At 74.5% G+C, this 19233-nt stretch carries 17 protein-coding genes; 10 read left to right on the forward strand and 7 right to left on the reverse strand.

The window, feature by feature from the left end; translation table 11 throughout:
• Window positions 1-283 precede the first annotated feature (283 nt).
• Window positions 284-2806, forward strand: coding sequence for an ATP-dependent Clp protease ATP-binding subunit (locus tag LC193_RS17040; RefSeq protein ID WP_226075188.1), 2523 nt, complete (start codon window positions 284-286; stop codon window positions 2804-2806).
• A gap of 175 nt (window positions 2807-2981) precedes the next feature.
• Here the strand turns inward: LC193_RS17040 and LC193_RS17045 are convergent, their stop codons facing one another.
• A complete protein-coding gene (locus LC193_RS17045; RefSeq protein ID WP_226075190.1) occupies window positions 2982-6326 on the reverse strand; it encodes an NACHT domain-containing protein in 3345 nt (1114 codons plus the stop codon).
• A 338-nt stretch (window positions 6327-6664) separates the two neighbouring features.
• Between LC193_RS17045 and LC193_RS17050 the strand changes: the two genes are divergently transcribed.
• Both LC193_RS17050 and LC193_RS17055 read left to right on the forward strand, forming a co-directional pair.
• A complete protein-coding gene (locus LC193_RS17050; RefSeq protein ID WP_226078681.1) occupies window positions 6665-7561 on the forward strand; it encodes an arylamine N-acetyltransferase family protein in 897 nt (298 codons plus the stop codon).
• 139 nt (window positions 7562-7700) lie between these two features.
• Window positions 7701-7907, forward strand: a complete 207-nt coding sequence (locus LC193_RS17055; RefSeq protein WP_226075191.1) for a hypothetical protein — start codon at window positions 7701-7703, stop codon at window positions 7905-7907.
• Between the two features lie 114 nt (window positions 7908-8021).
• Here LC193_RS17055 and LC193_RS17060 read toward each other — a convergent pair whose 3' ends face one another.
• Entirely contained in the window at window positions 8022-8762 is a 741-nt protein-coding gene (locus LC193_RS17060) for a Clp protease N-terminal domain-containing protein (protein WP_226075192.1), read from the reverse strand.
• A gap of 101 nt (window positions 8763-8863) precedes the next feature.
• On the opposite strand from LC193_RS17060, the gene LC193_RS17065 reads away from it, so the two are divergent.
• From LC193_RS17065 to LC193_RS17080, 4 genes are all read left to right on the forward strand, one after another.
• The gene (locus tag LC193_RS17065) at window positions 8864-9466 is read left to right on the forward strand and encodes a DNA-3-methyladenine glycosylase I (RefSeq protein WP_226075193.1); all 603 of its coding nucleotides are present in this window, start codon (window positions 8864-8866) and stop codon (window positions 9464-9466) included.
• 69 nt (window positions 9467-9535) lie between these two features.
• Window positions 9536-9940 (forward strand): YunG family protein, encoded by a 405-nt coding sequence (locus LC193_RS17070; RefSeq protein ID WP_226075194.1) that lies wholly within the window; start codon window positions 9536-9538, stop codon window positions 9938-9940.
• Between the two features lie 160 nt (window positions 9941-10100).
• Window positions 10101-10511: a helix-turn-helix transcriptional regulator gene (locus LC193_RS17075; protein ID WP_226078683.1), complete on the forward strand. Its 411-nt coding sequence runs from the start codon at window positions 10101-10103 to the stop codon at window positions 10509-10511.
• A 35-nt stretch (window positions 10512-10546) separates the two neighbouring features.
• Window positions 10547-10981, forward strand: a complete 435-nt coding sequence (locus LC193_RS17080) for a VOC family protein (protein ID WP_226075195.1) — start codon at window positions 10547-10549, stop codon at window positions 10979-10981.
• 43 nt (window positions 10982-11024) lie between these two features.
• Here the strand turns inward: LC193_RS17080 and LC193_RS17085 are convergent, their stop codons facing one another.
• On the reverse strand, window positions 11025-11975 hold the full coding sequence (locus tag LC193_RS17085) for an AraC family transcriptional regulator (RefSeq protein ID WP_226075196.1): 951 nt from the start codon (window positions 11973-11975) through the stop codon (window positions 11025-11027).
• A 280-nt stretch (window positions 11976-12255) separates the two neighbouring features.
• On the opposite strand from LC193_RS17085, the gene LC193_RS17090 reads away from it, so the two are divergent.
• Window positions 12256-12681, forward strand: a complete 426-nt coding sequence (locus LC193_RS17090) for an ATP-binding protein (protein WP_226075198.1) — start codon at window positions 12256-12258, stop codon at window positions 12679-12681.
• Here the strand turns inward: LC193_RS17090 and LC193_RS17095 are convergent.
• Entirely contained in the window at window positions 12639-13508 is an 870-nt protein-coding gene (locus LC193_RS17095; RefSeq protein ID WP_226075200.1) for an AraC family transcriptional regulator, read from the reverse strand. The genes LC193_RS17090 and LC193_RS17095 overlap by 43 nt on opposite strands.
• A 123-nt stretch (window positions 13509-13631) precedes the next feature.
• Between LC193_RS17095 and LC193_RS17100 the strand changes: the two genes are divergently transcribed.
• Window positions 13632-14462, forward strand: a complete 831-nt coding sequence (locus LC193_RS17100; RefSeq protein WP_226075202.1) for an NAD(P)H-binding protein — start codon at window positions 13632-13634, stop codon at window positions 14460-14462.
• 70 nt (window positions 14463-14532) lie between these two features.
• On the opposite strand, the gene LC193_RS17105 is transcribed toward LC193_RS17100, so the two are convergent.
• Complete coding sequence (locus LC193_RS17105; RefSeq protein ID WP_226075203.1) at window positions 14533-15450, reverse strand: HhH-GPD family protein; 918 nt, start codon at window positions 15448-15450, stop codon at window positions 14533-14535.
• Between the two features lie 134 nt (window positions 15451-15584).
• On the opposite strand from LC193_RS17105, the gene LC193_RS17110 reads away from it, so the two are divergent.
• A complete protein-coding gene (locus tag LC193_RS17110) occupies window positions 15585-16391 on the forward strand; it encodes a hypothetical protein (RefSeq protein WP_226075204.1) in 807 nt (268 codons plus the stop codon).
• A gap of 237 nt (window positions 16392-16628) precedes the next feature.
• Here LC193_RS17110 and disA read toward each other — a convergent pair whose 3' ends face one another.
• Both disA and radA read right to left on the reverse strand, forming a co-directional pair.
• On the reverse strand, window positions 16629-17753 hold the full coding sequence (gene disA / locus LC193_RS17115) for a DNA integrity scanning diadenylate cyclase DisA (protein WP_226075205.1): 1125 nt from the start codon (window positions 17751-17753) through the stop codon (window positions 16629-16631).
• A 42-nt stretch (window positions 17754-17795) separates the two neighbouring features.
• Window positions 17796-19193, reverse strand: a complete 1398-nt coding sequence (radA, locus tag LC193_RS17120) for a DNA repair protein RadA (RefSeq protein ID WP_086159197.1) — start codon at window positions 19191-19193, stop codon at window positions 17796-17798.
• Window positions 19194-19233: the final 40 nt, after the last annotated feature.

A 19233-nucleotide genomic window follows, 5' to 3' on the forward strand; every position in this document is an offset into this window, starting at 1 on the left:
GGATGATGGGTCACTCATGGATGGGGGGCGGTGACAGTGGGGCCGGGTGTGTCGGCGCGGGGTGTTCGCCATGGGCGTAGCCGTCCGGAGCGCCAATGCTTGGCCTGCGGGAACATCGTCTCGCACCATCGGGTTGGAACTGTTGTCGCCTGTTCGGGGCACGAGGCCGGGGACAGGAGCTGACAGTTGGAATGAGCGGTCCCCCGTTGCGGGACTAAGCTGCGGAAGGACAGGGAGGGGACCGACCCCTTTACTGCCTGACCGCTCTGAGGAGCGATTAACGATGTTCGAGAGGTTCACCGACCGCGCGCGGCGGGTTGTCGTCCTGGCTCAGGAAGAAGCCCGGATGCTCAACCACAACTACATCGGCACCGAGCACATCCTCCTGGGCCTGATCCACGAGGGTGAGGGTGTCGCCGCTAAGGCCCTGGAGAGCCTCGGGATCTCGCTTGAGGCGGTCCGCCAGCAGGTGGAGGAGATCATCGGGCAGGGCCAGCAGGCCCCGTCCGGGCACATCCCCTTCACTCCCCGGGCCAAGAAGGTGCTGGAGCTCTCGCTCCGCGAGGCCCTCCAGCTCGGCCACAACTACATCGGCACCGAGCACATCCTGCTCGGCCTGATCCGCGAGGGCGAGGGCGTGGCCGCCCAGGTCCTCGTGAAGCTGGGCGCCGACCTCAACCGGGTGCGCCAGCAGGTCATCCAGCTGCTGTCCGGTTACTCCGGCGGCAAGGAGGCCGCGACCGCGGGGGCTCCCGCCGAGGGCACCCCGTCCACCTCGCTGGTGCTGGACCAGTTCGGCCGCAATCTCACCCAGGCCGCCCGCGAATCCAAGCTCGACCCGGTCATCGGGCGCGAGAAGGAGATCGAGCGGGTCATGCAGGTGCTCTCCCGCCGGACCAAGAACAACCCGGTCCTGATCGGCGAGCCCGGCGTCGGCAAGACCGCGGTCGTCGAGGGCCTGGCCCAGGCGATCGTCAAGGGTGAGGTGCCCGAGACCCTCAAGGACAAGCACCTCTACACGCTGGACCTCGGCGCCCTGGTCGCCGGCTCCCGGTACCGCGGTGACTTCGAGGAGCGCCTGAAGAAGGTGCTCAAGGAGATCCGCACCCGCGGCGACATCATCCTGTTCATCGACGAGCTGCACACCCTCGTGGGCGCGGGCGCCGCCGAGGGCGCGATCGACGCCGCCAGCATCCTCAAGCCGATGCTGGCCCGCGGCGAGCTCCAGACCATCGGTGCCACGACGCTGGACGAGTACCGCAAGTACCTGGAGAAGGACGCGGCGCTCGAACGCCGGTTCCAGCCCATCCAGGTCGCGGAGCCGTCGCTGCCGCACACCATCGAGATCCTCAAGGGTCTGCGCGACCGGTACGAGGCGCACCACCGCGTCTCCATCACCGACGCCGCGCTGGTGGCCGCGGCCCAGCTGGCCGACCGCTACATCTCCGACAGGTTCCTGCCGGACAAGGCGATCGACCTCATCGACGAGGCCGGGTCCCGCATGCGCATCCGCCGGATGACCGCGCCGCCGGACCTGCGCGAGTTCGACGAGAAGATCGCGAACGTGCGGCGCGAGAAGGAGTCCGCGATCGACTCGCAGGACTTCGAGAAGGCCGCCTCGCTGCGGGACAACGAGAAGCAGCTGCTCGCGGCGAAGGCGCAGCGGGAGAAGGAGTGGAAGGCCGGCGACATGGATGTCGTCGCCGAGGTGGACGAGGAGCTGATCGCCGAGGTCCTCGCCGCTTCCACCGGCATCCCGGTCTTCAAGCTGACCGAGGAGGAGTCCTCGCGCCTGCTGCGCATGGAGGACGAGCTGCACAAGCGCGTCATCGGCCAGGAGGACGCCATCAAGGCGCTCTCGCAGGCCATCCGGCGTACGCGTGCCGGTCTGAAGGACCCGAAGCGGCCGGGCGGCTCGTTCATCTTCGCCGGCCCGTCCGGCGTCGGTAAGACGGAGCTGTCCAAGACGCTCGCCGAGTTCCTGTTCGGCGACGAGGACGCGCTGATCTCCCTCGACATGTCGGAGTTCGGCGAGAAGCACACCGTCTCGCGCCTGTTCGGCTCCCCGCCCGGATACGTCGGGTACGAGGAGGGCGGCCAGCTCACCGAGAAGGTGCGCAGGAAGCCGTTCTCGGTGGTCCTGTTCGACGAGGTCGAGAAGGCCCACCCGGACATCTTCAACTCGCTGTTGCAGATCCTGGAGGACGGTCGCCTGACCGACTCCCAGGGCCGGGTCGTGGACTTCAAGAACACCGTCATCATCATGACGACCAACCTCGGCACCCGGGACATCTCCAAGGGCTTCAACATGGGCTTCGCGGTGGCCGGCGACGTCGCCACCGGGTACGAGCGCATGAAGGCCAAGGTCAACGACGAGCTGAAGCAGCACTTCCGCCCCGAGTTCCTGAACCGTGTCGACGACACGGTGGTCTTCCACCAGCTGACCCAGGACGACATCATCAAGATCGTCGACCTGATGGTCGCGCAGGTGGACGACCGGCTGAAGGACCGGGACATGGCGATCGAGCTGAGCACGGACGCCAAGCAGCTGCTGGCCAAGCGCGGCTACGACCCGGTGCTCGGCGCCAGGCCGCTGCGGCGCACCATCCAGCGCGACATCGAGGACGTGCTGTCGGAGAAGATCCTCTTTGGCGAGCTGCGCCCCGGCCACATCGTGGTCGTGGACACCGAGGGCGAGGGGAAGGACAAGACCTTCACCTTCCGCGGCGAGGAGAAGTCCTCGCTGCCGGACGCCCCGCCGGTGGAGCAGGCCGCCAAGGGCGGTCCGAACCTCTCCAAGGAGTGACGCCGGCGCGCGCGACGGTTCAACGGCGCCCCCACGGCCCCCGCACGGGGCCGCGGGGGCGCCCGTCGTTTGTGGGGGGCGCGGGATGCGCGCCGGGGGCGCGCTGACGTTCGCCCGGGCGTGCGGCGTTCGGCGGGCGAGGGGTCGGTACCGCCCTGCTCAGTACCGCTCGGGCTCAGTACCGTGCGGCCGGGGGAGCCGTCAGCCGGACGTTCTCCGGCAGGCCGGTGCCCGCGCTCGGCGTGAACACGTGCAGGTCCCGCAGCTCGGGCAGGGCGGCGAGGGGCGAGAAGTCCGGGGCGTCGTTGTTCAGGTACAGCGTCCGGAGGCCGGGGAAGACCCGCGCGATCGCGTCCAGCGTCCCGGGACCCACCGGGTCGCCGTAGTGCGCGGGGAACAGCTGGACCGTGGTGACGCGCGGCAGCGTGACCCCCGCGTCCGCCAGGCTGCGCACCGCCGCGACCTGCGGCGTCAGCTGGTCGAGCGCGGGCAGCGCGGCCAGCGCGCGTCCCTCGGCCGGGCCGAGGGCGCGCCCGGAGAAGTGCAGCGCGAGGTGCGTCAGGCCGGGCCAGGCCCCGATGCCGGTGAGGTCGGGCAGCAGCGACGGCAGGGTCAGCGCGGTCAGCGGGGCCGGGCGCGGCAGCCGGTCGAGCGAGTCGAGCGTCACCTTCTCCCCGACGGTGAGGGAGGTCAGGCCGGTCAGCTCCGCCAGGCCCAGGGGCGCCGCGTGCGGCGTGCCGCCGTACAGGCTCAGCACGCGCAGCGGGCCGCCCGCCAGCGGCGACAGGTCGGTGATGTGCGGGCAGCCGTCGAGCAGCAGGGTTTCGACGCCCCGCCACCCGCCGTCCTCCCGGCCGCCGACGAGGAAGCCGAGGTCCGCGATCGAGGCGCAGTCCCGCAGCCGCAGGGTGCGCACCCGGCGCGCCGCGAGGTGGGCGGCGAGGTCGGCCTCGGCGAAGTCGCCCAGCAGTTCGACGCCCCCGAGCACGGGCAGCGACCACAGGTGGGCCAGCTCGGCCCGGTCGTGCGCCGGCAGCACCCGGTCCTCGTCGGGCGGCAGGCGGGCGATGATCTCGTGGAAGTACCGGTCGGTGTCGAAGCGGTGCCAGTGCACCGCGAGCAGGTGGTGCACCGCGCGGGCCGGGTGGTCGCGGAAGGCGCGCAACGCGATGAGTCCGGCGTCCGTCGGGTTCCGCGTCAGCGCGAAGATGACCGCGTCGGCCTCTTCGTCGGACAGTCCCTCCGGGCCCGGCAGCAGGCCCGTCGCCACCGGCCCCGCGTCCGCGAGCACCTTGGCCTCCTCGCGCGTGCGCGGCGGAACGAGCCGCCGGGCGCGTTCGAGGACATCGGCGCGCACGTCGGGGCGCAGCTGCGTCGCGTGGTCGAGACAGGCCGTGGCGAGCAGGTGCAGCCGCACCCGGTGGGCGGGCTCGGCGTCGCCGCGTTCGACGAGCGCGGTGAGGAGTTCGCCGCGCTGCACCGGCTGGGCGTGGGCCACGGCCATGCGCACCACGTCCTCCCACTGGTCCTCGTGGGCCCGGGCCACCAGCGCGGGGAAGTGCTGCCACTCCACGATCTCCCGCGCCCCCAGGTAGTCCTGGAACGTGCGGTGCACGAAGTCCACCGCGCCCTCGCCCGGTTCGCGCAGCACCCCGGAGCGTTCGATCAGGTGGCGCAGCACCTCGGCCGGCGTGCCGAGGGTGTCGCCGCCGTGCAGGACGGGCAGCGCGTTGCCGATCAGCGTGGTGGCGACGGAGGCCGACAGCTCGGAACGGCCGTTCGTGATCAGCCAGTACGCCAGCTTCTGGAGCAGCGACACCTGTGTCTCCGCGTCCCAGGCCGGGGCCCCGCGCGGCGGGTCGGGGCGTTCGCGGTCGCGCCGTTCGAGCAGCATCGCAAGCGCCGCGTCGTACAGCGCCTTCCTGCCGCGCGGCAGGTGGCCGTTGCGCTCGCGGTGCAGGGCGCAGATCAGCGCGCACACCAGCGGGTTGGTGGCCAGCGCGGCCAAGTCCTGCCTGGTCCGCACCAGATCGAGCAGCGCCGAGGCGTCCGCGTCGGCCGCGCCGACCGCGCGGTGCCAGCGGCGCACGAACGCCTGGACGTCCCCGTGGTTCATCGGGGCGAGCGTCAGCTCGGTGAATTGCTCAAGGTCCAGCCACCCCCCGCCGACCGCCGAGGGGCGTGCGGTGACCAGCCACAGGGTCTCCGGGTACGTCGCGTGGAGGCGGCGCAGCCAGCGGCGCACGCCTTCGCGCTCCCCCTCGGGTATCTCGTCGATCCCGTCGACCAGCAGCAGCCCGCGCCCGGCGGCCAGCACCCGGTCCGCCCAGCGGTCGGGCTGCGCGCCGGCCAGCGGGCAGTCCACGGCGGCCAGGAAGTCGCCCGGGCCGGGCAGCGGTCCCCGGTCGCGGGTGATCGTGCGCAGGGTGAGCACGAACGGTATACGGCCCAGGAGCTGCGGCAGGGCGCTCTCCGGGTCCTGGCGGGCGGCGGTGACGGCCAGCCACTGCACGAGCGTCGTCTTGCCGGACCCGGCGTGACCGCGCAGCAGCACGCGGCTGAAGTCGCCGAGCGCCCGTTCCGCGCGCTGCGGCGCCTCCGCGCCGTCCTGGCCCGCCGCGCTGGACTGGCGGGTCTCCAGGCTCAAGTAAGCGTCGTCGAGCGGCCATTCGCGGGACTGGTCGAGGTCGAGGCCGTAGATCGTGAGGCGGCCGTACTCGCGCACCACGTAGTCGGCGTACCGCCGTTCGAACGCGGCGTCCTCGGCGGGCAGGTACGGGAGGCGTTCCGCCAGCGTCTCGGTGGCGCGCACGAGGGATTCGAGCCGCCGGGTCTGCTCGACGAGGGTGCGGGCCACGAAGGTGGAACGCCGGCTGAAGAAGTCGAGCACGTGCAGGCAGGCGGAGTTCAGCAGGCGGTCGTGCAGCAGGTGCGCGTCGTCCGGCACGCCGGGGGCGCGCGGTCCCGCGAGTTCGCGGGCCAGGGCCTCGTGGCCGAGCCGCACCGCCTGGACGTCGTCCATGTCCAGTTCGCCCAGGCGCAGCAGCGAACGCGCCAGCAGTCCGGCGGCGGCGTCCAGGGCCTCGGGGCCCGGCGCGTCGTGCGGCCCGAGGGCGCGCACGGCCCGCCGCACGACCTCGGCGCTCAGCTCGCGCAGGTCCCGTTCGGTCAGCGTCCGCTTCGCGCCCCGGAGCGGAACGAGAGCCGAGACGCGCACCGGCCGGTCGGTGAGGGCGGCTCCCGGTGCCTCGGGCGGGAACAGCCGTTTCAGCAACGGAATGAACACCCCTGCCGCCAAACGGAGTCCGAGCCCTGCCGCATCCATGCCGGGAGCGTAGCGGGGCGCCGCGGCGGCCGGGCGGGCCGGATGCTGCCCGGCGTCGCGGGCCGGGCCCGCGTCCGCGACCCCGCTCGCGCGGGGGAGGCGTAGGGTGTCGTACTCCAGCCCTTTGACCTGATCGGGCAGGTACCGGTGGTCGCGCGCCCACAGCCCGTGCGGCGCGGACGTACCGGTGCGCATGCCGCATCCGTTGATACCCGTCATCCGGACGGGATCACCCGCCGCGCCCACGAGCCGGCCGCCCGAGGCGGTCCGCGCCCGGGTGCCGCCCGCCGCGTGCCGGCGGGGAGCGGCGCGCCGCCGGGCGCGAGCGGAACGGCGAGGCGGTCGGCAGGTTTCCGTGCCCGGCTGGTGGTCCGCCGGCGCCCCCTTGCGCGCCCCGATATCCTCGCGCGGTGTGGGAGCGCTCCCATGCGGCGGGATGGCGGAGCGAGGGGAGGAACTGTCAAGGTCTGATGTGCGATTGACGTGGAAGATGTGCGGGCGGAATATCGTTGAAGGCGGTTGACGTGGAGACGATGCAGAAAGCGGATGTGCGCCGGTACCTCCGCAGGCTGGGCCTGCCGGACCCGGGGCGGCCCTCCGTGGCCGCGCTCGGCGCCCTCCAGGCGGCCCACCTGGAGCGCGTGCCGTACGAGACCCTGGACCTGTACCTCGGCCGGCCCACCACCGTGGACCCGGCGGACTCCGTGGCCCGCGTCCTGCGCGGACGCGGCGGGTACTGCTACCACCTGAACGGCGCGTTCGCCGCGCTGCTGCGTGCGCTCGGCTACCCGGTGGTGTGGCACCTGGCGGGAGTCCACGCGAACCCGTCCGTCCCGCCGCCGGGCGCGGACGGCGGCCACCTGGCACTGACGGTCGCCTGCGAGGGCGAGGAGTGGCTGATCGACGCGGGGCTCGGGGACGGGCCGTTCGAGCCGCTGCCGCTGCGGCCGGGGATCTGGCGGCAGGACCCCTTCAGGTACGGCCTGCGGCCGTCCCCGCGCGTGCCGGGCGGGTGGCGGCTCGACGTCATGGACGGCGCCACGTGCGCGGGCATGGACTTCGCGACGGCGTCCGCGGGACCGGGCGACTTCGCGGACCGGCACGCCGCGCTCAGCGGCGACCCCGGCTCCCCGTTCGTGCGCACCGCGTCCGTGATCCGCAGGGACGCCGAGGGCGTGGACATGCTGCGCGGACTCGTGCTGAGCCGGCGGGACGCGGCGGGCCGGCACGCGCGGGAACTGCTGACCGCGGCCGACTGGTTCACCGCGCTGGCCGACATCTTCGGCCTGACGCTCGCCGACCTCCCCGAGGAGGAGCGGCTCGCGCTGTGGCGGCGCGTGGCCGCCGACCACCGGGACCGGCAGGCGGCCGGCGAGGACGCCGCGCGGGCGGCGGCCGGGGCGGGCGTCGGGGAGCCGGCGGCGCGCTGAGGCGCTCCCCGGGTGCGGGGCCGGCCGTCCGGGGCGTGGTGCCGCGCCGCGCGGCGCTGCGGTCGCGCGGCGGCGGGTGCGGACCGAGGATGGAAGGGCCGCGAGGCGGCGCGGGCGAACGGAGCGGAGGTGCGGTGACGTGCGGCATCTGATGCGCGCCGAGTACGAGGAGGACCGGCGGGACGCGGTGCGGACCTGGCACATGGTCCGGGGCGATGAGCACGTGGCGATGTGCGGGCGGGTGCTCAGGGCGGACGCGGACACGCTGCCGGAGGACTCGTGGGGCGGCACGGCGGAACCCGACTGCCACAGCTGCGGCGCCCTCTACCTGCGCGAGGTCCCGTAGGGCGCGCGGGGACCGCCGCCGCGGTCCCCGCGCGCCCTACGGGGCCGCCCGGGCCGCGACCGCCGGGCGGCCACGGCCGTCGAACGGCCGCGACCGCCGGGCGGCCGCGCCGGATCACCGCTGTTCTTCGGCGGCGAGGGCGGCGGCCACCGCGTCCGCGATGTGCGTCTCCGCGGCTGTCTTGTCGATGCCGAGGCCGGCGAGCGCACCGGAGCCGTTCTCGAATTCGAGCAGCGCGAGAAGGATGTGCTCCGTCCCGATGTACGTGTGGTCGAGCCGCAGGGCCTCGCGGAACGTGAGCTCCAGGACCTTGCGCGCCGCGGGGTCGAAGGGGATGAGGTCGGGCAGCTGCTCGGCGGCCGGCGGCAGCGCGGCGGCCACGTCCTGGCGCACGGTCGCCAGCGGCACGCCCTGCTCCGCGATGGCCCGCGCCGCGAGCGCGTCCGGCTCGTGCAGGAGCCCCAGGGCCAGGTGCTCGGGACGGATCTCGTCGTTGCCGGCGGAGCGGGCCTCGTTCTGCGCGGCCATCACCACGTTCCTCGCCCGCTCGGTGAACCGGCTGAAGCCCTGGCTCGGGTCGAGGTCGGAGGGCTCGTCCGGAGTCTTCGGAACGAAGCGCTTCTGGGCCGCCTGCCTGGTGACCCCCATGCTTCTGCCGATCTCCGTCCACGAGGCGCCCGAGCGGCGCGCCTGGTCCACGAAGTGGCCGATCAGGTGGTCGGCCACGTCCCCGAGGTGGTCGGCGGCGATGACCGCGCCGGACAGCTGGTCGAGCGCGTCGGTATGGACCTTCTTGATGGCCTCGATCAGGTCGTCGAGGCGGACCGGGTTCGTCATGCGCACGGGATTCGCCACGAGGGCAACCCTAGGTTGACAGTCGAGGGATTGTCAACGCCGAGTTGACAGCCTTCGGAATCCCGGCGTCGCTGTCGGTGCCGTCAGGCACACTGCTCCCCATGACATCGACGCCTGCCATCACCGGGTCCGACGGGCTGGCGCGCTGCCCCTGGGGCGCGGCGCCCGAGGACTACCGGGAGTATCACGACACGGAGTGGGGGCGGGAGGTCCGCGGGGACGACGCGCTGTTCGAGCGGCTGAGCCTGGAGGCGTTCCAGTCCGGGCTCTCGTGGCTGACGATCCTGCGCCGCCGGGAGGGCTTCAGGGCGGCGTTCGCGGGGTTCGCCATCACGGAGGTCGCGGCCTACACCGAGGCGGACGTGGACCGGCTGCTCGCCGACCCCGGCATCATCAGGAACCGGCTGAAGATCGAGGCCACCGTGGCCAACGCCCGGGTCGCCGCCGCCTGGGCCCCCGGTGAGCTGACGGACCTGATCTGGTCGCACGCCCCCGCCGACCGGGACCGGCCGGCCCCGGCGGGCACGGCCGACATACCGGCGACGACGCCCGAGTCCGCGGCGCTGGCCGCCGCGCTGAAGAAGCGCGGCTTCCGGTTCGTCGGCCCGACCACCGCCTACGCCCTGATGCAGGCGTGCGGCCTGGTCAACGACCACCTCGCCGACTGCCACGCCCGCGCCGCGGTGGCCGCCGGGCGGGGCTGAGGCGGTCGCGGGTCGGGGCCGGAGGCCCGGTCCCGGGGGATTGTCAGTGGTGCCTGGCAGGGTGGGCCCATGGCGCCGTGGACTCTCACCGATATCGCCGCCGCCCTCCGCACCGGCTGGGCCGCGGACACCTGCTCGCCCGACGACCTGCTGCGCGCCCCCTGGAGCCCGGACAATCCGGCGTGGGGGCACTGCGACATCACCGCCCTGGTGGTGCACGACATATTCGGCGGTGACCTGATCGTGGGCGAGGTGCACCTCGACGGCAACCCGTGCGGGTACCACTGGTGGAACCGCCTGCCGAACGGGGTGGAGATCGACCTGACCCGCGAGCAGTTCCGGCAGGGCCAGACCATATCCGGGTCCCGCGTCGTGCCCCGGCCGCCCGGCCCGCCGCGCCGTCGCGCCGCCGCCTACCGGCTGCTGCGCCAGCGGGTGGCCGACTTCATCGGGCCGCTGCCCGCGGCCGCGTGATCCGCCCGCGTCCCCGCCCCCGTCCCGCCGGGGCCCGGGCCGGTTCCGCCGCCCGCGCCGCCGGCGCGGGCAGGGCGCTGCCGCCTCCCGGCCCCGGGCGGCGGCGGTGACCGTGCGGGACCCGGCCGCGCTCAGGCAGCTGCGCCGGGCGAAGGACCTGATGGACCGGGAGTGGTCGGGTGCGCTGGACCTGGGAGCCGTCGCGGCCCACGCGGGCTACTCGCGGTACCACTTCGTGCGGGTCTTCCGGGCTGCCTACGGCCGGACACCCGGGCAGTACCTGACCCTGCGGCGCGTCGAGCGGGCGCAGGAGCTGCTGCGCTGCGCCGACCTGTCCGTCACCGAGATCTGCGACCTGGTGGGTTTCCACAGCCTGGGGACGTTCTCCGCGACGTTCAAGCGGCACACGGGCCGGACTCCGACGGCCTACCGCGCCGCACACGCGGGGCGCGGGGCGGCGTTGATCCCCGGCTGCTACGCGCTGCTGTGGGCGGGCGGCTTCCCCGGCCGGGGCGGGGAGGCCACGAGCGGCGCAATCGCGGAGAAGCCGCAGGCCGGGCCCCCGTCCTAGGGTGAGCGGGCAGGGGACGTCATGAGGAGGCGGACATGATCAAGGGCATCGCCCTCACCACCGTGTGGAGCACCGACCAGGAGCGCGACGTCGCGTTCTTCACCGAGAAACTGGGCTTCGAGGTCAGGAGCGACCTCTTCATGGGGGACGTGCGCTGGGTCACGGTGGGGGTGCCGGGGCAGCCCGACATCGAGTTCGCCCTGATGCGCCCGGACGGCCCCGGACTCGATCCCGAGTCGGCGCGCATGCTGACGACCCTGGTCACCAAGGGGCTCATCGGCGGGGGAGCCCTGCGCACGGACGACTGCCGGGGCGATCACCGGAGGTTCGCCGCCGCCGGCGTGGAGTTCGTCCAGGGGCCGCAGGAGCGCCCCTACGGGGTGGAGGCCATCTTCCGCGACCCCACGGGCAACTGGTACTCGCTCACCGAACGGCGGGCCGAGCTTGACCTCGACAAGCCATGGGCCTGAGTCCGGCCGGACGGCGCACGCGCCCGGGGCCCCGGCGCCCGGCTCACCGGTGGGGCGCGCCGCCCGCGTGTTCACGCCGGTAGCGGCCGGGTGCCGTGCCGTACTCCCGTTTGAACGCCTTGGCGAAGGCGAACTCCGAGCGGTAGCCGACGCGGTGCGCGACCGTGCCGAGGGGCGCGTCGGAGTCGCGGAGCAGCCGGCCGGCGATCGTCATGCGCCACCAGGTCAGGTAGGACAGCGGAGCCGAGCCGACGAGCGCGGTGAAGCGCTGCGCGAAGACGGAGCGCGAGAGCCCGCCGCAGGACCCCAGGTCCTCGACGGTCCACGGGTGTTCGGGCGCGGAGTGGATGGCTTCGAGCGCGCGCCCGACCGCGGGGTCGCTGAGGGCGGCGGCCCAGCCGGCGGAGCCGGGCCGCCCGGTGGCCCAGGCGCGCAGGACACAGGGCAGCATCGCGTCCACGAGGGCGGAGACGACGGCGTCGCGTCCGGGGCGCCGTTCTTCGAGCTCCGCGCCGAGCAGTTCCGTCAGCGAGTGGAGCGCGCCGTGCCGACCGGGGAGGTGCAGCACGTCGGGCAGCGCGCGCAGCAGCGGGTGCGGGCGCGCGGTGCTGAGGGCGTAGGTGCCGCACAGCAGCACCGCGCGGGGCCCGGGGCCTTCGACGCACAGCCGGCCGAGTGCCGGGCAGGCGCTCTGCCGGAGCGGCGGGACGTCGGTGAGCGGGCTGCCCGGGTCGTCGGCCAGCCCGTGCGCGGGTCCGTCGCGCAGCAGGACGACGTCGCCCTGGGCGAGGGCGAGCGGCTTCGCCTCGGGCCGTTCGCCCGGCTCCGCCGCCCGGGCCGGCGGTATCAGCCAGCAGGTGCCGCGCAGCACGACGTGGAACGAGGCTCCCGTGGTCGCGGGGAAACGGAGGCCCCAGGGTGCGCGCGCCTCGGCGTGGACGGCCACCGGCTGCCCGGTGCGCAGGGCCGCGAGCGCGTCTGCCAGGACATCCATGCGGGTGACTCTATCGCTGACGGTCCGGCGGCACCGGAGGATGGAACATGCTGCCGGGTTTCGGAAATATTCATCGTCCGGCGGGCCGTTCGGGCCGTCCGGGCGCCTCGCCCGGCGCGCCGGCCGGAGCGGCCCCGCGCGCGTGCAGTGCGCGCGCGCCCCGCGCACGCGCCTCGTCGCGTGCTACCGCGTGAGTTCGTTCCCATCGCGCACGGTTGGCGCGGGCGTGACGAGGCACTCGTAGTGGTGTGCGACCTTTCGAGCAACGAAGGAGCCTCGCATGTGCCTTGTACCGACGCGATCCGGGACCGCGGACTTCACCCTGCGCTTCCCGGCGCACCCCGTATGGGTGCGCAACGCCCGCCACGCGATGCGCACCGCGCTGTCCACGACGGTCGTCGCCGATGACGAACTCATCGACACCGCCGTCCTGCTGACCTCCGAGGTGGTGAGCAACGCCATCAAGGCATCGCTCGACTGCCCCTCGCCACCACCGGTCGACGTGCACGCCTGCTGGTCACCGGACGGCGACCTCCAGGTCAACGTCTACGACCGGGCCCCCGGCGACCCCCGCCTGCCGGAACAGGCGCCGCCGACCGAGGACGAGAACGGGCGCGGGCTGCTGCTCGTGACGCGCTGCGCGCGCCGCTGGGAGGTCTGCCGTCACGTGCCGGGTTCCGGCAAGACGGTCTGGTTCCAGCTGTAGTCGCCCCCGGGCGCCGCGCCCGAGGCGTTCCGCGCCGCCGCCCTGTGCTCGCTCGGGCTCAGCCCGCGCACGCGTTTGAACGCCGCGCTGAACCCGAACGGATCGGCGTAGCCGACCCGCCGGGCGACGGACGCCACCGTCGCGTCCGGGCGTTCGGCGAGCAGGTCGGCCGCCAGCGTCATCCGCCAGCCGGTCAGGTAGGCGAGCGGGGCCTCGCCGACCGCCTCGGTGAAGCGCTTCGCGAGCGTCGTCCGCGACACCCCGGCCTCCGCCGCCAGCGCCCGGAGCGTCCAGGGGCGCTCAGGCGCGCGGTGCAGGGCGCGCAGCGCCGGCCCCGCCACGTCGTCGCTCAACGCGCGGTACCAGCCGGGCGGCCGGGCGTCGGGCCCGTCGAACCAGGCCCGCAACGTGCACACCAGCAGCCAGTCGAGCATGCGGTCGATGACGATCTGCCGCCCGGGCCCCGGCCGGCTCACCTCTCCCGCCATGTAGTCGCGCAGCGCGGCGAAGTCCCCGTCCTCCGGCACGACCGCGACGCGCGGCAGCACCCGCAGCAGCCGGTGCTGGGTCTCGCCGCGGAACCTGCACCTGCCGACCAGCAGGGTCATGTCGCCCGTCGCCTCGAACTCCTCGGGACCCCGCACCACGGCCATCTCGCCCAGCCGCAGCGGCCGTTCCGCGACGCTGCCCGCCCCGCGCAACGGCACGCACAGGGTCATGGCGTCGCCCTTGCCGAGCCGGTGCGCCCGCGCCGGCGAGAGCCGCGTGAGATCGAGTACGGCGCCGTCGGCGCACACGCCGCGCAGCAGATCGTCGAAGGGGTCCATACGCCCACGGTACGGCCGCGCGCCCGGCGCGATCGTGCGCGGCGGGCGCCGGCGCACCCTCGGGCATGCGCCGTGGACGGTCGGCCATGGTTCCGCGGTCGCGGCACCCGGAGCATGCCGAGCATGAGCCAGAACGACTACTTGGTACTCGGCGGGACCGGCAAGACCGGACGCCGGGTCGCGCGCCGCCTGCGCGCCGCCGGCCTGCCCGTGCGCGTGGCCGCGCGTTCGGGAGAGGTGCGCTTCGACTGGGAGCGCCGGGACACGTGGCGGCCCGCGCTCGACGGCGCGCACGCCGTGTACCTGGTGGCGCCCGACGACCCGGGGCCGGTCGGGGCGTTCGTGGACCTGGCCGCGGCCACCGGCACGCGGCGGTTCGTGGTCCTCTCGGGGCGCGGCGCCGACGCGGCCGGGGGAGTCGGACCCTCCGTGGGCCAGGTCGCCGCGGAACGGGCCGTCGTCGCCTCGGGCGCCGAGTGGACCCTGCTGCGCCCCAACAACTTCAACCAGAACTTCACCGAGGACCTGTGGCTCCAGCCGCTCCGCGCGGGTCGGATCGCGCTGCCCATCGGAGACGTGCCCGAGCCGTTCATCGACGCCGAGGACATCGCCGAGGTCGCCGTCGCCGCGCTCACCGGCGACCGGCACGCCGGCCAGGCGTACGACCTGTCGGGCCCGGCCGGCCCGACGTGGCGCGGAGCCGTCGCCACCATCGCGGAGGCGACGGGCCGGGACATCGTCTACGAGGAACTGACGCCGGAGCAGTACCGCGCGGAACTGGCGGCCGAAGGGGTGCCGCCGGCGTTCGTCGAGGCGCTCGACGGCATGTTCGCGCTGCACCGGGCCGGACTCACCGCCGAGGCCGCCGACGGCGTGCGGCGCGTGCTCGGGCGGGAGCCGGTCGCGTTCGGCGACTGGGTGGCGAGAATCGCGGCCACCGGCGTCTGGTCCTGAGCGAGCGGGCGGCACGGACCTCCTTCGCGCCGCCCCCTCACCGCGGCCCGCGCCGGCGGGCGGGACGGGGTCAGCCCGCGCCGGGCAGGCGGTAGCGGCCGTCCGGGAGGCGTTCCGCGAGACCGTCCCCGACCAGCCCGTTCAACGCCCGGCCGCGCTGCTCCGGGTCGTGCCACACCCGGTCGAGCACCGCGCGCTCGACCGGACCCGAGGCCCCGCGCAGCACGGCGAGCAGCTTGCCGCGCACCTGGCGGTCCGTTCCCGCGTACGTCTGGCCGCGGCGCGGCGGGCCCTCGTGCGCGGGCGAGCCGGCCCGCCGCCAGGCGCACAGCTCCGCGATCGGGCACCGCGCGCACTCGGGGCCGCGGGCCGTGCACAGCAGCGCCCCCAGCTCCATCGTGGCCGCGGCCCAGCGGGCGGCCGTCGCCGGCTCCTCGGGCAGCAGCAGGCGCGCCAGTTTGCGTTCGGCCGCGGTGGTGGCGTTCGGCGGGTACTCGGTGCCGCTCACGGCGCGGGCGAAGACCCGCCGCACGTTCGTGTCGAGCACCGCGTGCCGCTGGCCGTAGGCGAACGAGGCGACCGCCGCGGCCGTGTACTCCCCGATGCCGGGCAGCGCGAGCAACTGGTGGTGGTCGGTGGGCACCTCGCCGCCGTGCCGTTCCGCTATCGCCGCCGCGGCGCTGTGCAGGCGCAGGGCCCGCCGCGGGTAGCCGAGGCGGCCCCAGGCGCGGACCGCCTCGCCCGAGGGCTCGGCGGCCAGGTCGGCCGGGCGCGGCCAGCGGCGCAACCACTCCTCGTAGACCGGCAGCACGCGGCTGACGGGCGTCTGCTGGAGCATGAACTCGCTGACCATCACGCCCCAGGCGCCCGCCTCGGGGCGGCGCCAGGGCAGGTCGCGGGCATGCCGGTCGAACCAGTCGATGACCGGGGCGTGCAGGGCGGTGGGCGGCGTCGTACTCGTCGGTGTCGTCGCAGTCGTCGCAGTCATGGCAAAGGCGATCCTGGCACGGCCGGGGCACGGCACAAAGCGGACGGCACTCCGCGCGTGTTGATACCCAACGGTGTCCCCGCGAGTGGCGGGTGGGGGCCTTGCGGGTGACGGAAGTCTCGTAAGGTTTCCGCGTGGGATCTCTGCGCACACCCGTCGGCCCGCTGCCCTCGTCCATCTACTGGCGACGCAGGGCCGTCGTGCTGCTGCTGATCGCGCTCGTCGTGCTGCTCGTCTTCTGGGCGCTGCGCTCGGGGGGCGGCGACGAGGAGCCCACCGGCGGGGACGACGGCGCCGGCGGACCGGTCGAGTCCATCACGCCGGGGCCCGCCCCCTCCGAGTCCCTGATCGAGGAACGCCCGGGCGGCCGGGGCGACTCGACGTCCGACGGGGAGGACGGCGAGAACGGCGGCGACGGCGCCGGGGGCGAGGACGCGGGCGGCGACGGCACCGGCGGGGACGCCGCGGCGGACGGGGACGGCGCCGGTGGCGGGGCGGCCGACGACGGCGCGAACGGCTCCGGCCGGGCCGACGCCGCGGCGCTGCCCGAGTGCACCGAGGAGGCCCTGTCGATCTCGCTGCGCAGCGACGCCAACGCCTACGCGCCCGGCGAGGTGCCCGAGGTCCGGCTCACCGTGGAGAACGCGGGCCCGGCCGACTGCCGCGTCGACTTCGGCCACGAGGCGCTGGTCGTCACCATCGCCAACGCGGCCGACGAACAGGTCTGGTCCTCCGCCGACTGCCCCACGGGCGAGGCGTCCCTGCCGGTCGCCGTGCCCGCGGGCGGCTCGGAGAGCTTCGCCCTGGTCTGGGACCGGCGGCACTCCACCGCGGACTGCGACGGCGACGGCCGGGAGGCGGCGGCCGATTCCTACCTGGCGGAGGCCGCGCTCGCGGACTACCCGGTCGTGCAGACGACCTTCCGCTTCGACGAGGACTGACGGCGGGCGCCGGCCGCCCGGCCGGGGACGGACGTTCCCCGGGGCCGGAAACCGCCCGCAGGCGCTCCGGCCCGGGGCGGGGCGGCGGAACGGGCGGGGGAGCCACGGGAGAACGCGCCGTGCCCGTCCGCCCCGCGCGGCCGGTGACGGGCCGGTCGGACGTCAACTTTCCCGGAACCGTCCGCCCCGCGCGGCCGGTGGCGGGCCCACGCCCTGCCGGGCGGGGCGTTCGAGGCGTCAGACGTAGCGTTCGAGGATGGAGGACTCGGCCAGCCGCGACAGGCCCTCGCGCACCGACCTGGCCCTGGTCTCCCCGACGCCGTCCACGGCCTGGAGGTCGTCGACACTCGCCGCGAGCAGCTTCTGGAGGCCGCCGAAGTGGTCCACCAGCCGGTCGATGACCAGGCCGGGCAGCCGGGGCACCTTGGCCAGCAGGCGGAAGCCGCGCGGCGAGACCGAGGTGTCGAGGGACTCGGGCGCGGCGCTGTAGCCCAGCGCACGCGCGACCAGGGCCAGTTCGAGCAGCTCGGCGTGCCCGAGACCGTCGAGCTCGGCCAGCGCCGTGCCGACCTTGCGGGACCGCTTGCCGCCCGCGTCGGGCAGGTAGTCACGGACGATCAGCTGGCGTTCCGGCTCGACGCCCGCGATCAGCTCGTCGAGCTGGAGCGACAGCAGCCGCCCGTCGGTGCCCAGCTCCACGACGTACTCGGCGATCTCGGCCGCGATGCGGCGGACCATCTCAAGGCGCTGGGCGACGGCCGCCACGTCCCGCACGGTGACGAGGTCCTCGATCTCCAGCGCGGAGAGCGTGCCCGTCACCTCGTCGAGCCGCAGCTTGTAGCGCTCAAGGGTGGCCAGGGCCTGGTTGGCCCGCGACAGGATCGCGCCCGAGTCCTCAAGCACGCGCCGCTGCCCGTCCAGGTAGAGCGCGATCAACCGCATCGACTGGCTCACCGAGACCACGGGGAAACCGGTCTGGATCGACACCCGCTGGGCCGTGCGGTGCCGCGTGCCCGTCTCCTCGGTCGGGATGCTCGGGTCGGGCACGAGCTGCACCCCGGCCCGCACGATCCGCGAGATGTCCCGGTCCACGATCACCGCGCCGTCGAGCTTGCACAGCTCGCGCAGCCGCGTCGCCGTGAACTCGACGTCCAGCACGAAGCCGCCCGTGCACAGCGACTCGACCGTCCGGTCCACACCGAGGACGATCAGCCCGCCCGTGTTCCCCCTCAGGATGCGCTCAAGGCCGTCCCGCAGCTGGGTCCCCGGGGCCACGGCGCTCAGCGCGGCCCGCAGCAGCCCGTCCGCCCCGGGACCGCTCCCGGACCTCCCGGGCCCGGCAGGACGGTCGCTGGCTGCCATGCAATCCTCCGGGAGACGAACCTGCGCTTGGTGCACATGAGTCTACCGGCGCACCTCCTCCCGGCGGCTTGACTCGGCGCCGCGCGCGGGCAGCACACGCAGGGCCTCCCCGATGTCGCCCACCTCGCGCACCCGCATACCGGCCGGCGCCGTGCCCGAGTCGGTGGGCACGAGCGCCTGCGTGAAACCGAGCCGTGCCGCCTCGGCCAGGCGCCGCTGCACCCCGGTGACGCGCCGCACCTCGCCGGCGAGCCCGACCTCGCCGATGGCCACCAGGTTCTTCGGGAGCGGCGTGTCCGACGCGGCGCTGGCCAGCGCCAGGGCCACCGCGAGATCCGCGGCCGGCTCCGACAGGCGCACCCCGCCCACGGTCGCCGTGTAGATGTCGTTCTTGCCGAGGGACGCTATCTGCCCGCGCTGCTCCAGCACGGCGAGCATCATCGACACCCGCGACGTCTCAAGACCCGACGTGGTGCGCCGCGGGGACGGGATCTGGCTGGCCACCGTCAGCGACTGCACCTCGGCCACCAGGGGTCTGCGGCCTTCGAGCGTCACGGTCAGACACGTGCCCGGCACCGGCTCGTCCCGCCGGGTGAGGAACAGCCCGGACGGGTCGGCGAGCGAGGTGATCCCCTCGTCGTGCAGCTCGAAGCAGCCGACCTCGTCGGTGGCGCCGTAGCGGTTCTTCACGCCGCGCACCAGGCGCAGCCTGGCGTGCCTGTCCCCCTCGAAGTGCAGCACCACGTCGACCAGGTGCTCCAGCAGGCGGGGGCCCGCGATCGCCCCGTCCTTCGTGACGTGCCCGACCAGCAGCGTGGACATGCCGCGCTCCTTGGACGCCCGGATCAGCGCCCCCGCCACCTCGCGCACCTGCGCCATGCCCCCCGGCGCGCCGTCCACCTCGGCCGACGCGACGGTCTGCACCGAGTCGAGCACGAGCAGCGCCGGCTTCACCTGGTCGAGCTGGCCGAGCACCGACCCCAGGTCGGTCTCGGCGGCCAGGTACAGGTCGTCGTCCAGGGCGCCGATCCGGTCGGCGCGCATCCGCACCTGCGCGGCCGACTCCTCGCCCGTCACGTACAGCGTCCGGTGCGTGGCGGACGCCGACTTGGCCGCGACATCGAGCAGCAGAGTCGACTTGCCGACTCCGGGCTCGCCGGCGAGCAGCACCACCGCGCCCGGCACCAGGCCCCCGCCGAGCACGCGGTCGAGCTCCGGCACGCCCGTGCCGCGCGCCGCGGCCTGCACCGCGTCCACCTGCCCGATCGGCACCGCGGGCGAGGCCACGCGCGCCGCCGGCACGGTGCGCACGGCGGGCGCGGCGCCCAACTCCTCGACGGTGCCCCACGCGTGGCACTCGGGGCAGCGGCCGAGCCACTTGCCCGTGGACCAGCCGCATTCGGTGCACCGGTACGAGGGGCGGTCTGTTTTTCGAGCCATGCCCAGAACGCTACTCCCGCCCGCTGACACCCAGCGGCCG

This window comes from Streptomyces marincola (genome assembly GCF_020410765.1).
Lineage (GTDB): Bacteria > Actinomycetota > Actinomycetes > Streptomycetales > Streptomycetaceae > Streptomyces > Streptomyces marincola.